Raw genomic sequence first — 12,891 nt, 5'->3', positions numbered from 1 at the left:
CCTTATCAGCAGATTGATGATACAGGTGCAAGAGTCAATGGTGTCAATTATTATACTCAAATTCTTTGTAATCCTTATTATACTGCTTATTTTACAGTTCCCAATAAAAATAGAGAAAATGTTTTAGACGTGCTTTTATGTGGAAAAGAAAAAACATACTGCTTTACTGATGAAGCATATAATCTGATGAAAACGTTTAATGTTTCCCAAAGTTGGATGGAAAAACTCTCGTCTTTTAAAAACAAAATATTCAGTGACGAAGAAATGCGTCGAAAACTGGATTGTGTTTTCTCACTTAATGGATATAAAACTACTAAGAAGAAAGTCCTTGAAGCCTGTGCAATTGCGGCCTATCATCAAAGTAAAGACATACCTGTGGTTACCACACTTTTAAGTGATGATGCACGTCAGTTCAGGCAAATTGCATATCACCATGCTCTTTGTTGGATTCATGACGGTAGAAACTACAAGAAATTAAGGCCAATAGTTCCGTATCATAAAGAAAAGCTGAAAGCTTTTCTGAACAGTTACTGGAACTTTTATGGTGAGCTTTCTAAGTTTAGAATAAAACCAGATTCAGAGGTAGCGGAGCAATTATCCGTTAAGTTTGATCAGTTGTTTTCTACCAAAACAGGATATGAACAGCTGGATGAAAGAATCGCTAAGACAAAAGAGAACAAGGAACAGCTGTTAAAGGTCCTGGTCTTGCCAGAGGTTCCGCTGCATAACAATGCAGCGGAACTAGCGGCGAGAGCAAAAGTCAGAAAAAGAGATGTGAGCCTTCAAACCATAACAGAGGAAGGAACAAAAGCAAATGACACATTTATGACGATTGTTCAGACAGCAAAGAAACTGGGTGTAAGTGCATATCAGTACATATGTGATAGAGTTGGCGGTACATTTGGGATGCCATCTCTGGCTCAACTAATCGGAGAAAAAAGCTCAATAAGCAGAAATTGAGAGCTTTCCACTCAATTTGAAGAGGATACGATAACTTTGATAATAACAAAGTAAAAAGGAAAACTTGAAGGATAAAGAACAATTAAAACATAAGAAATAAAGAAGAAAAGAATAAATTATCAGAAGATAAAATTACATCATATCAAAGATAATGAAAAATACAAGGAGGGTTTGGGATAGAAGAAGAACGTAACGAAAATGTGCTCTATGTACCTTTCTCGGAAGAACAACTTGCCGAAATAAAGAAATATGCGAGCATGAGTGGTATGGAAGTTGAAGAATTTATAAAGAGCGTTTGCCTGGCTCACTGCCTCCAGCAAATGGAATGTCTTTATGGGGAAAAGCCAGATGCACCTGAGGCTGTAGGGGGCACTGCAAAACAAGAAAGTGGAGTAGAAGTAGTAAGGAAAGTTGAATTTAAAGGCCAAAAAACAGGTACGATCTCAAAAGATCTACTTAATGGGCCACTCGTTCTGGATCAGCAGTGTATTATGGATTTATTTGCAATCAAAAGAGAATTTGGTAATCTTTCGAATAATGAGATTATTACTATCTCACTGAAACTAGGTTTGAACCAGCTAGGTATAGCTCTTGGGCTACTTAAAAACAAACTGAAAGAATAAGGAAACGCAGGAAAAAAGTAAGGATTAATATAAACAATCCTCTCAGGTCAATTTTTCTGCAGTTTCAGTTTATTAGTTCTTTTTTCAGTTTATTAGTTCTTTTTTCAGTTTATTAGTTTTTACTGTTAAGTTTTCAAATCTTAATGTCCTTAGTCAGGATTTTCAAGTTTACCTTTATACCATTCTAAGAAGCGTTCAATGGCCCTGCGGCGGTGAGAAACCTTATTTTTCTCGGCGTCTCCGAGTTCTCCGAAAGTCGCACCCTGGTACTCGAAAATCGGGTCATACCCAAAGCCGCCTGTACCTCTTTCTTCATATGCGACTTTTCCTTCAACTATACCTGGGAAAACCAGAGGCTCTTTTCCGGGCTCGCAGTATCCGATAACGGTCTTGAAATACGCTGTCCTGTCGGTTTCCCCTTCCATGAGCTTAAGTACTTTCGGATTTCCGAGTCTGTCCTCTATGAAACGAGAGTACGGACCTGGAAAGCCATTTAGGGCTTTTATGAAAATGCCTGAATCATCTACCATTACAGGCATGTTCAGTTTGTTTGCAACGTGCTGCGCCCCATAGGCTGCAATGGGCTCAAGGTCGTCCTCCTGAAGTTCTGGGTAGCCGTTTTTGTCCTGAACTACTTCAATTCCAAAAGTCTTGAGGATGTCCCTTACCTCGGCAAGTTTGCCTTTATTTCCCGTAACAAAAACAATTTTATGCATAACGAGCCCTCTTTTTTATCTCTTCAACACGCTTGAGTACTTCCTCTGAATCTACAAAAATTCTCTGGTATCCTTTTTTGAAAGCTTCGATTAGAGCCTCATAGTTGCGGTGGGTACTCTCAAAAGTCTGGAAAAGTACATGGACATCTACCCCTCTGGACTCAAGTCCGTTGTCGAAATACGCAAGCCCGAAATCAATGAGATAAAGCCTTTCACCTGCAAGCAGGAGGTTTGAGGTAGTAAGGTCTCCATGTATTATACCCGCACTGTGGAGTTTTCCTATAAGTTCTCCCACTTTTTCGGAAAGCTCTGGAGTTACCAGGTACTTTATGGGAAGGCCATCAATATACTGCATCTTGAGCTTGAAATCTTCCACATCATAGATAATAGGCGTAGAGACTCCACTGCGTCGGGCTTCAGACATCAGGCGGGCTTCTGTCCGGTTTCTTTCTGTCCTGATCCTTTCATCAATCTCCTTATGTCTGTAAGCCTTCGGGACTCTTTCCTTAATAAGTACTTCCTTTCCTTCAGGTCCTTCTTCAAGGTAAACGACAGCTTCGGCCCCATTATCCAGTGTTTCCCCAAGCTTGAGGGAAGTGTCAGGAGAGATTTCAGGAATTTTTTTCATTGCTTCTTCCCGGATCCATGTAACTTTCACATCATCAGTCCTGTAACTTGGATTTACACGAGAGTCTTCAAGGGAAAGTGTGTTTCCGGATTTATACATCAGAAGCCCTGTATATGCAATCATTGTCCCGTTATCTCCCATGAAGCGTTTTTCGGGCACATAGAACTTCGCACCTCTGGCTTCACACATATCGTTTAACATTTCTCGGAGCCTTGTGTTTGCCCCAACTCCTCCTGCCAGCAGGACTTCTTTTTTTCCGGTGTGAGCAAGGGCTCGTTCTGCAACCTCAACAACCATTGCAAAAGCTGTTTCCTGGTAAGAAAAGCAGACATCCTCAAGAGGAGCTTTTTTCAGAGCTTCGCTAGCTGCAGTGGAAAGCCCGGAAAAGGAAAGGTCCATGCCTTTTACCACATAAGGGAGATGAATATATTTCTTTGCGTCCTTTGCATATGCCTCGATCTTTGGCCCCCCTGGATGCGGCAGGTTAGCCCCTCGTGCAAACTTATCAAGGGCATTTCCTAGCCCTATATCCAGTGTTTCCCCAAAGACTCTATACCGTCCTCCCATATAGGAAATAACCTGAGAATTGGCCCCACTTACGTAAAGAACGACAGGGTCCGTTGCAGGTGTTCTCCAGATCCCAATTTCTATGTGAGCGATACAGTGATTGACCCCTATAAGAGGGACGCCAAGGGATATTGAAAGCATTCTGGCTGCTGTTGCAACCGTCCTCAGGCACGGCCCAAGTCCAGGCCCCTGGGAGAAAGTTATTCCATCAAGATCAGAAGGCTCGACTCCCTTTTCTTTTGCCTCTGCAAAGAGTCTCTTTATAACGCTAGCAGCATACTTTGCATGATGCTGGGCTGCTTCCCTGGGATGAATTCCTCCGGCGATGGGTTTGTATGTCTCTGTGACCTCGGCAATAATCTCTGTCTCGGTCACGATTGCGGCACTAAGGTTCCAGGCAGTGCCCTCGATTCCAAGGATGAACGTGTTTTTCAAGGCTTACAGTCTCCTTCCAGTCCTTTTTGCTGTCACTGCCTTCGATAATACAGGAGAGAACTTATATACGTTTGCTTTTCCTGGACATTAAACGGATTTTTCAAGTTTTTCCCAGGACTTTAAAAATTTCCGAGCTTTCGCACACTTTCTTCCATAGGTTCGGGCGAGAACAGGCTTCTTTCAAGCTTTTCACCAAACTCCTCAAGTACGGATGCAGGAATATCGAAATCAGGGTATGGAGGAGTAAGAGGTTCAAGCTCTTCTTTGTTCGGTTTGCCTTGCCTTAAACCGGGCAAGAGCAGGATGAAAACCAAAAACAGAATAAAGACTATGTACTCTCTGCCGTAAATCGGCCATGAAATGCGCCCTGTGGGAGAAAAAAGGTAATTTATATAGAATGCGGGCCAGGAGATAATTGGAATGGACAACGCTGCCGGATTGGATAGCAGAAGACCGAATATAAAAAGGAAAATTAACCCGAAGCTAAGTTTTTTAAGCAGGCGATTCGTCCTTGAATCAAGCCACCATTCCCACCAGGTAGGATTCAGAGGACCTGTACGAAGATTTTTCAGGAGCAAGACTGCAGGCTTTTTAACTTCGTCTGGGGGGTCCATTCTCAGGCATTCATCAAGCCTATCGGCAGCTTTTCGGAAGTAGCGTGCCCGACAGTAAAAAAGCCCCAGAAGATAAAGAGCATAAGTTTTCAATTCATTATCCTCGGACCTTTGTCGAATGGCTGCTTTTTCAAGTTTTCCTGCAGCTGCAAGAAGCATAGACCTGAAGCGTGCACTATTTTCCTCAAAAGACGCTTCTGCATACATATACCTTGCGTACGCATCCCAGAGCAACAGTCTCAGATCTTCCGTATCCAGAGCAAGAGATCGCCTGAAAGACTCAAGTGCTTCCTCACAGGCCTGTTCCTCAAGTTCTACCCGACCTTTCAGGTTTCTTGAGAATGCATTTTCAGGGGCTTCTGCAATCGAAGATTCGAGTTCTTTTAATGCGCCCCTGCTGTTTCCGAGCCTGAAGTAAAGTTCTGCAAGCCCGTTTCTTGCATGAGAATTTTTTGGGTTTATATCAATTGCTCTTCTGTATGCCTTGAGTGCTCTTTCGAAATCTTCCAGCTTGAAATAGGCAAAGCCCAGCAGGCACGAAGGTAAATCCGAGTTAATTTCGTCAACTGGCAGTTCTTCAAGGATTGGAATGGCTTTCTCAAATTCTTGCAGCCTTATAAGTGCAAAAGCTTTCATGACTGAAGCCTGGGTATTTTTAGGGTTGAAGGCAAGAATGCTATCAAACGCTCTCAGAGCTTTTTCCCACTCTCTACAATGCGCAAAAACCAGGCCTTTTCCGGAACATGCAATATTTTCAGCTTTGGAGAGTTTCCTTACGTTTTCAAAAGCTTTTAAAGCATCCTGATGCCTGTCAAGGGCATCCAGAGCAAGACCTTTAGCATTCCAGAGAATTTCCAGCCTGAAATCCTGTTCATCAGGGTTCAAAATCCCAGAATCTTTGCGCTCCTCATTTTTTGTGTATTTCTCTGTTCCTGCGGCTACATAAAGAGCCTTCTCGGCATCCTCGAGCGTTGCCAGGGCTTCGTCATATTTTTTCAGACAAAGAAGAGTAACTCCCTTGCAAATCCTGGGAAATGAATTTTCAGGTCCTTTTTTCGTAGCATTGTCAAAGGCTTTAAGAGCTTCGCTATACTCTCCCAACCCGGCAAAAGCAAAACCCCGGTACTTCCAGCTCTCATCCCCAATATCTCCCTCAGGAAGCCCCCCGGACAATTCGAGATATTTTTTTAAAGCTGTCTGGAGCTGACTTTCATGAACTTCATCAAAGTTTTTGTTTTGATGTTTGAGTTGGAAGAGAGTTGCACCCCTGTTGTACCGTGCAGGGAGACTTGCATAGTTAAGTTCGAGAAGGGTCTCATAGACCTCAAGAGCTTCACCGTATCTTCCAAGATTATAGAGTGCGTTTCCCTTTCCGTTCCAAGCAAAAAGGCTTTCGGAATCAAGTCTGATCGCCTCTTCGAAGCTCTCAAGAGCTTTTGGATAATCCCCAAACGTATAATATACCTCTCCAAGTCCGCTCAAAACACCACAATTTTCAGTTCCTGAGGAGAGAGCTTTTTCATAAGCCTGTAAAGCTTCATGAGGCTTTCGCATAGCTAGAAAGCAGTTGCCTGTTCCTCTCCATCCCTCTGGACTTAAAGGCTCAATCTCAAGAACTTTTCTGAAAGTGTCAAGAGATTCCTGGTATCTTCCAAGTGCCAGTAAAGCTTTTCCTTTGCCGACATTTGCTTCTATAAGAGAATTATCCAGCTCAAGAGCATTTTCAAAAACATCAAGAGCCTCCGGGGACCTGCCAAGCTGTCCAAGAAGCTTCCCCTTTTCTAGCCTGTTTTTTGCATTTCCCGGCTCAAGAATCAGGCTTTTTTCAAAAGCTGAGAGAGCTTCCTCTTTTCTTCCCATGCCTTCAAGAATTCTTCCCTGGGTTTCCCAGGCCGCGGCAGACGACGGTTCGAGTTCCAGAGCCCTTTCACAGGTTCTTAAAGCTTCTCTCCTTCTGCCCAGAGCAAGATATGCTTTTGCCTCGCCTTCCCATGCTCCTGAATGCGAAGGTTCCAGTTTCAGGGTCTTTCCATAAGCCTCTAATGCTTCTTCATTTCTCCCAAGCATGGATAAGGTTATTCCTCTATAGTACCAAACTTTCAGGTTTTCGGGATTTAGCTCGGTAGCTCTGGTAAAAGCCTGAAGTGCCTCTTCATCTCGTGAGAGTTGTTTTAAAGCAAGTCCGCTGTAGTACAGAGCACCGATATGCTTTTCGTCTCTCCCAAGTACACCGCTAAAAGCCTCAAGAGCTTGATCTGGCATGTTAAGGTACCCTAAGGTAAGTCCTTTGAGATATCTGGCAGGAATATTGTCAGGGTCATAATCAAGTGCCTTTCCAAAAGCCTGAAGAGCTTCTTCCGGCCGGTCCAGGTAACGAAGTATATTTCCCCTGTATTGCCAGGCAACGCTATCCTCAGGATTAACCTCAAGTACGGCATCAAAAGCCTCAAGCGCCTTCTCAAAATTTTTCTCCGCGCCGATCTGGTTTTTCAAGTTCAAAAGAGCAAGAGCTTTACTGTACCAGGCTCTGGCATAAAGAGAATTCATAAGACCTCGGAATCTTTGAGTAAAATTTAGTTAATAAAGTTCATTTAGTCATATACGATACCTTATAATAAATACGTATATAAGAGAATTATTATAAATATAGGCGCAGAAAATAGTTACTGATTTAATTTTCAGCAGTTTGTCAGTTTATTTAAGTTCAAGCCTGGATAGTCCTCCATAGAAGGGACTCGGGGAGCGAAACGGAACCGTCCTCCAGAGAAGGAACTCGGGGAGCGAAACGGAACTGTCCTCCAGAGAAGGAACTCGGGAAGTGAAAAGAATCGCAGGTAATCCTGCGATTCGGGTTGAAAAAGAGTCAATGAATCTTGAAGTGTATTACTTCTTAAATTCGGTATAGCCGCACTTTCCGCAGGCAAGGCGGTTCTTGTGATCGGCGAGGAATGTACCTGGTCCGCATCTGGGACAGAACTGTTTGATTCTGGTTACGGAGTCACCCTGGACTTTGTAGTAATCTTTTACTGCCATGTATATGCACCTCGCTTAAGCCTCTTTTTCCTCAGTTTCCGTTCCCGGGATAGCGTTTCTCTTCATAACGTATTCCAGTTCTACTTCCTTCATACGGTCTGCATTTTCATAGAGTTTGGCATAACCCTTGCCTTCCTGCAGTCCGTATTCGGTTTTGATTCTCTGGACTACCAGCAGCTCAAGAGGAGCATTCAGCATTGCAGCAAGCTTATTCCTGACATCGTTTCTGGAAGGAGTCGAACCTTCATATTTCACAATGAAATCCAGTTCCCTTCGATTTAAAAGTGCATTATTCTTGTCTTTAAGAATTCTTATGTCCATCTAAAATTCTCCGTAGCTTATCTAATTCGTAATTCTGATTTTTGCTGATGAGTTTCTCAAAGAGAGTTCTTATCTCCCCTTTTTTCTCCTCAGTGACCTTCACAAAGACAACACCCTCATCGGGCTGTCCGTACAGGACCACAGAGTCAAGAGGGGCCAGAAGGATTACAGGAAGGGTTGCCAGATCCTCTTCTCCCCTTACAAAGATTCTGAGAGGCTTTTCGGAAGCAAACGCTTCACACAGGGTTTTAATCAACTCATCGGTAATCATTCCTGCAGGATTGTCCACAGACACTTCGCTGTAAACTTTGTCCATGTTCCGGGCTGAGACATCACTGGAAACCGGCTTTCTTTTGGTACGGTTGTCCACAATACAAATATCCGGAATAATCCCGACTTCAAGCAGGTGGAAGGTAGTAACATCCCCTACGGATATAAGTTTTGTGGGACTTCCAAGCTCTCCTGCAAACTTCTCTATAGTATCCCTGCCTTTGCCCCTGTAAAGCGTACCCAGTGGTTTCTTCATAAGTGGACGAAGTTCTCTAGGAAGCTCAATATGAACACTCAAATCAGCGCACCTTCAAAGCAAATTTATCCGGAATGTCAACCCCAAGTTTTTTTGCTATTTCTGAGCGTTCGGCATCCAGGATAATTACAAGCCCACTCCATTCCTCTGCAAGGTCTGAAATCCCGCAGATCGGACAATTTTGTCCTTCCAGAACCCTCATGCAGTGTCGACACACTTTTTCTACCATACAAATCCTCTTCCTTTTCAGGCAACTTCTTCAGGAACTGCTTCATGCGACTGCTTCTTTTTACGGGCTTCTTCAAGCCACTGTAGCTTTCCAAGAGCAGTTTGGCGCATTGTAAGGCCTATTTTACTTTCTTTAGGTTCTCTTTCGTTGATACTTACCGCGACAACCCTGGCTCTTACATGGTCACCTTCAGCAATGGATTTGCCTCCGGTCTTTGTCACAAGCCTTGCGTTCTTGGCGTCATATGAAATAAAATCGTCCGTAATCTGGCTGACGTGAAGCAAGCCGTCCATTGGTCCCATCCCTACGAAAACTCCGAAACCAACGGTTTCAACAACTTCACCTTCAATAATCTCCTGGAGCTCAGGCACGAACATTATTGCTTCGAACGTAACGTCATAATATACCGCCCCGTCTCCTACAAGGATATGCCCTTCCCCTATCTCGGTTATCTTGCAAATCGCAACGAGGGAACCAAGTTTTTTGTCAACCTGCCCCTCGAGTTTTTCTCTTAACGCGTTTTTAACAGTTTGCATCACCTCTTCCCCTAAAAGGGTAGGAGGGATACGGACCGTATCAACGAGCTTCATCATTTTATACATCTGCTAATCACCCGTAAAAACAATAATTAATTTAATATTACCTGGTAAAGTAATACAGTTCAGACAAAGTCCAGTTTGTTTTTCTGGCGCAGGGATATGGTCTGGATTCCTTCTTCGGTGAGCCTACGCTTCAACCCTATATCATTTGTCAGGACAGCTGCTCCCATTTCCTTTGCAAGCCTGAGAATTACATCATCCGCAGGGCCTGTAGCAGGAATTATATGCTCGCACCTGTCCATCATGGACCTGGCTACCTTTGCAGCTGTTCTGTCCGAACCTCTTTCCCGCTTTATGAGTTTTTCGATCTCGAATACTACAGCCTCAGGCACAAAAAATTCGTCAAATCCCAGCCTTTTCAGTTCTTCGAAGATATCAACTCCGAACTGGACCGGGATCATGAACCCATTAGTATCAATTATAACTTTCAACTCTTAATTACCCCTACTCCAATAAGCCGCCAGCGAGAATCAATTCTTCTGCTAATAGCAACCATTGACCCTATGGCTGCGCTAATCGGACGTTTAAGAGCCACCTGCGCTTCATTTTTCCTGGCACTTGTAACCACTCCAACTGTGGTAGCAGTTCCTATATTGAGCATAAGGGGTTCACTGGTCTTGATTTCATTGATTTTTTCTTCCCTTGTAACTCCCACTACCCTCTCGAGCAGGTGTAGTTCCATGACGAATTGATGTCTTGTCTCAGGAAGGGTCCCAGGTGCACCTGCAATCTGTCCTGTTAAAGAGTCACCTTTTGTCAGGGTAGGGTCAAGATAAGTTCCTACAGCAAGAAGGCCTCCGGGTGTTGCTTCTTCTACCTTTGCCGTACCTGCAAAGATAGAAGAAATCGTTGTCAAAATCGGAACCCATCTTGTAACGCCTTCGGTTGTAACCTTAATCCCTGGCCTTATTTCCAGCTCATCTCCGGGATGAAGGACTCCTTCGGTCAGAGTTCCTCCGATAACTCCTCCACGCATTTCATCAATTGAAGCCCCTGGCTTGTTAATATCAAAAGAACGGGCAATCAACATGCTGGCAGGCTTGTCCACTTTATGGACAGGAGTAGGAATCGTTGTTTCCAGGGCATCTATAAGGATATCGATGTTAATGTTCTGCTGAGCTGAAATAGGGATGATAGGGGCATTTTCTGCAACCGTACCTTTCACAAATTCCTTTATCTGATGATAATTTTCGATAATGCGTTCTTTGGATACAAGATCAATCTTATTTTGTACTATTACGATGTTTTTAATCCCTATAATATCCAGGGCCATAAGGTGTTCTTTTGTCTGGGGTTGCGGGCAGTCCTCATTTGCGGCAATTACAAGCACTGCTCCGTCCATAATCGCAGCACCCGAAAGCATGGTCGCCATGAGGGTTTCGTGTCCAGGAGCATCTACAAAGGATACAGTCCTGTGTGCCTCTGTCTTCTCTCCGCAATTGGGACATGTCTTTTCTACAGTATAACACTGAGGGGCAGGGCATTTGGGGCACTTCATGAATGGGGAGTCTGCATACCCCAATCTGATAGAAATTCCTCTTTTTACTTCTTCGCTATGCGTATCTGTCCAGACACCTGATAAAGCTTTAACAAGTGTGGTTTTTCCATGGTCGACATGGCCTACCATGCCGATATTAACACAAGGCTGACTCAAGTTGTAATTTCCTCCAGTAAAGTAAAGTAATCCGATATAAGGCAGGTCTATTATTCTAAACCTGAACCATAAAATTTTGAATCATTTTTCCAGTAAGTCCGAAGATTCCAACCTTTAACTCATCTGGTTTATAATTTGAAGTATAATTCATTTGTATTCGGTTAAGGATTTTGAGCTGCTGATCTCGATTTCGACGGAAAAACTCAAACCCAAATGTTTAGTGTTTAAATTGAAATCGATATCAGATTCCAGTTTTGCATTTGATGAATAATTTAACAAATTTTATGAAAATCAATGCAATTGATAACGATTTTTCCTTAACCGATGACCAATGAAGTAAACTTTAACTGAAGCTAAAGCTGATATTTAACTAGTAAAACGTGTTTCATTGTAACCGATACCATAACTCAAAACTGTTTCTCCAAATCTCGAATCAAGAATGATCAATGAGTTTTAGATCACGGGAATAGTTTTGAAACTTATCGATTTTGAGGATAAAGCTGGATTTTGTATAGGCTCACTATCAAATGAGTTAAAAATATACAAATAAGTTACAGAATCTTTTAAAAAGATACAAAAATGTGGATATCGATGAATTAAAAAGTAATAAAGCTGTTAAGATTCTGAGTACGCTGTAAGTTTCTATTCACATGTGTTATTTTTTTAGCTTTAATAATTCATTTTTGTAATCTTCTATGTCTTTTGCTATTTTCTTTTTTAAGTCTATATAATATTTGCATTTGGTATTATCTTGTATAATACCTGATTGGTCTTTTGGTGAGCATTCATTGTAATGCTTGCAGTAGTCTAAATTATGTGGACATTTATCATATTGGTGATGGCAACCACTCTTGTAATCTTCGCATACCGTAAAGCCTTTGGGTTTATTGCTATATTTGTCTTGACATGTGATTTCTTTTGTCTCTCGACAATTTGATTCTATATCATTGGTCATCGGTTAAGCACTAAATTCCTTCTCTTGAAGATGTTTTTATATGACAATACCTTAACACATGTATCTCTATGTCTCCTCGTCCCCCACCTACTCTTGAAGACTCTCTTCGGGAAATGTTTCCCGAAGAGTGGTTAAGGCAAACTGCCAAAGAAACTGGTCTTATAAAACGTGAGCGCAAAATTGACCCTGTCATCATCTTTTGGGTTTTAACTCTTAGTTTTGGCGTACGCTTGCAGCGTACACTTTCCAGTTTGAAACGAGAATATGAAACTGAGTCCCATAAAACCATAAGCGATAGCAGCTGGTACTATCGTTTTACTCCAGAACTAGTTGAGTTCCTGCATCAGTGCGTAATTCACGGCATAGAAGAACTTGCAAAAGAACCTGGTAGAAAACTTAGCAAGAAGCTCGAAAACTTCCAGGATATTGTCATTCAGGACAGCACAATTGTTCGTCTTCACTCTTCTTTATCAGATAAATTTCCAGCAGCAAGAGCAAGAACAGTAGCTGCTGGAGTAAAAGTCGGAGTTATGGTAAGTGCGGTTGCTAACGGCCCTAAAACCGTTGCTCTGTACTCCGAAAAATCAGCTGAGATAAAAACATTGAAAATCGGTCCCTGGATCAAAGACCGTATTCTCCTTGTTGATCTTGGTTTCTACAAAACTCAGATGTTTGCAAGGGTTGAAGAAAATGGGGGGTATTTCGTTTCAAGAATTAAAAAGAATATGGATCCTGTTGTTGTTTCAATAGAGGAAGGAATGCCTAAAACAAAGTGCAAAGATTTCATAGGGAAACCTATTAGTGAGTGCATTAAGCAACTTTCTGGAAAAGATATTGATGCAGTTGTAAAAATAGCATTCAAAAGAAGAGAATATAAAGGCAAGCAAAAACAGGATGAGATGAATGTACGTCTTGTTGCAGTATATAATGACGAGGATGAAAAGCACCACATTTATATCACAAATATTCAGAAAGAGATTTTGAATGCAAAAGATATTGCAAACTTATATGGAGCAAGATGGGACATAGAA

The 12,891-nt window shown here is 42.3% G+C and carries 14 protein-coding genes; 3 read left to right on the top strand and 11 right to left on the bottom strand.

All coding sequences use genetic code 11. The annotated features are described in order from the left end of the window. Together ASJ81_RS03745 and ASJ81_RS03740 are read left to right on the top strand one after the other, a co-directional pair. A partial coding sequence (locus tag ASJ81_RS03745; RefSeq protein WP_095642794.1) for an IS66 family transposase occupies positions 1-960 on the top strand: 960 nt, incomplete at its 5' end. A 200-nt stretch (positions 961-1,160) separates the two neighbouring features. Then, positions 1,161-1,583 carry a hypothetical protein gene (locus ASJ81_RS03740; RefSeq protein ID WP_245859763.1) on the top strand — a complete coding sequence of 141 codons (423 nt, stop codon included), beginning with the start codon at positions 1,161-1,163 and terminating at the stop codon, positions 1,581-1,583. A 149-nt stretch (positions 1,584-1,732) separates the two neighbouring features. On the opposite strand, the gene ASJ81_RS03735 is transcribed toward ASJ81_RS03740, so the two are convergent. The 11 genes from ASJ81_RS03735 to ASJ81_RS03685 form a co-directional block, all read right to left on the bottom strand. Next, positions 1,733-2,299: an XTP/dITP diphosphatase gene (locus ASJ81_RS03735; protein WP_095643307.1), complete on the bottom strand. Its 567-nt coding sequence runs from the start codon at positions 2,297-2,299 to the stop codon at positions 1,733-1,735. Continuing rightward, positions 2,292-3,929: a bifunctional N(6)-L-threonylcarbamoyladenine synthase/serine/threonine protein kinase gene (locus ASJ81_RS03730; protein ID WP_095643306.1), complete on the bottom strand. Its 1,638-nt coding sequence runs from the start codon at positions 3,927-3,929 to the stop codon at positions 2,292-2,294. The genes ASJ81_RS03735 and ASJ81_RS03730 overlap by 8 nt, the downstream gene beginning before the upstream one ends. A 119-nt stretch (positions 3,930-4,048) precedes the next feature. Beyond that, entirely contained in the window at positions 4,049-7,090 is a 3,042-nt protein-coding gene (locus ASJ81_RS03725) for a tetratricopeptide repeat protein (protein ID WP_095643305.1), read from the bottom strand. A 336-nt stretch (positions 7,091-7,426) separates the two neighbouring features. Next, positions 7,427-7,576, bottom strand: a complete 150-nt coding sequence (locus ASJ81_RS03720) for a 30S ribosomal protein S27ae (protein WP_048109017.1) — start codon at positions 7,574-7,576, stop codon at positions 7,427-7,429. A gap of 15 nt (positions 7,577-7,591) precedes the next feature. Then, the gene (locus tag ASJ81_RS03715; protein WP_095643304.1) at positions 7,592-7,897 is read right to left on the bottom strand and encodes a 30S ribosomal protein S24e; all 306 of its coding nucleotides are present in this window, start codon (positions 7,895-7,897) and stop codon (positions 7,592-7,594) included. Next, the gene (locus tag ASJ81_RS03710) at positions 7,878-8,465 is read right to left on the bottom strand and encodes a GTP-dependent dephospho-CoA kinase family protein (protein ID WP_095643303.1); all 588 of its coding nucleotides are present in this window, start codon (positions 8,463-8,465) and stop codon (positions 7,878-7,880) included. Before ASJ81_RS03710 ends, ASJ81_RS03715 begins: the two co-directional genes overlap by 20 nt. Position 8,466: 1 nt before the next feature. Further along, a complete protein-coding gene (spt4, locus tag ASJ81_RS03705; RefSeq protein WP_048109020.1) occupies positions 8,467-8,652 on the bottom strand; it encodes a transcription elongation factor subunit Spt4 in 186 nt (61 codons plus the stop codon). 17 nt (positions 8,653-8,669) lie between these two features. Next, on the bottom strand, positions 8,670-9,254 hold the full coding sequence (locus ASJ81_RS03700) for a DNA-directed RNA polymerase (protein WP_095643302.1): 585 nt from the start codon (positions 9,252-9,254) through the stop codon (positions 8,670-8,672). Between the two features lie 59 nt (positions 9,255-9,313). Further along, positions 9,314-9,682, bottom strand: a complete 369-nt coding sequence (locus tag ASJ81_RS03695) for a DNA-binding protein (RefSeq protein ID WP_095643301.1) — start codon at positions 9,680-9,682, stop codon at positions 9,314-9,316. After that, entirely contained in the window at positions 9,679-10,905 is a 1,227-nt protein-coding gene (locus ASJ81_RS03690) for a translation initiation factor IF-2 subunit gamma (protein WP_095643300.1), read from the bottom strand. Before ASJ81_RS03690 ends, ASJ81_RS03695 begins: the two co-directional genes overlap by 4 nt. 655 nt (positions 10,906-11,560) lie before the next feature. Then, entirely contained in the window at positions 11,561-11,860 is a 300-nt protein-coding gene (locus ASJ81_RS03685) for a hypothetical protein (protein WP_095643299.1), read from the bottom strand. Between the two features lie 68 nt (positions 11,861-11,928). Here ASJ81_RS03685 and ASJ81_RS03680 point away from each other — a divergent pair. Then, positions 11,929-12,891 (top strand): IS4 family transposase (locus ASJ81_RS03680; protein ID WP_095643260.1); only part of this gene is annotated, 963 nt, incomplete at its 3' end.

This window comes from Methanosarcina spelaei (assembly GCF_002287235.1).
GTDB classification, from domain to species: domain Archaea; phylum Halobacteriota; class Methanosarcinia; order Methanosarcinales; family Methanosarcinaceae; genus Methanosarcina; species Methanosarcina spelaei.
Note: the sequence above shows the minus strand (reverse complement) of the source record. Positions and strands in the feature narration are given on the sequence as shown.

Bases quoted from the DNA above. Each gene is read 5' to 3' on its own strand.
- ASJ81_RS03735 (WP_095643307.1), bottom strand. From the start codon at position 2,299: ATGCATAAAATTGTTTTTGTTACGGGAAATAAAGGCAAACTTGCCGAG.
- ASJ81_RS03725 (WP_095643305.1), bottom strand. From the start codon at position 7,090: ATGAATTCTCTTTATGCCAGAGCCTGGTACAGTAAAGCTCTTGCTCTT.
- ASJ81_RS03720 (WP_048109017.1), bottom strand. From the start codon at position 7,576: ATGGCAGTAAAAGATTACTACAAAGTCCAGGGTGACTCCGTAACCAGA.
- ASJ81_RS03715 (WP_095643304.1), bottom strand. From the start codon at position 7,897: ATGGACATAAGAATTCTTAAAGACAAGAATAATGCACTTTTAAATCGA.
- spt4 (WP_048109020.1), bottom strand. From the start codon at position 8,652: ATGGTAGAAAAAGTGTGTCGACACTGCATGAGGGTTCTGGAAGGACAA.
- ASJ81_RS03700 (WP_095643302.1), bottom strand. From the start codon at position 9,254: ATGTATAAAATGATGAAGCTCGTTGATACGGTCCGTATCCCTCCTACC.
- ASJ81_RS03685 (WP_095643299.1), bottom strand. From the start codon at position 11,860: ATGACCAATGATATAGAATCAAATTGTCGAGAGACAAAAGAAATCACA.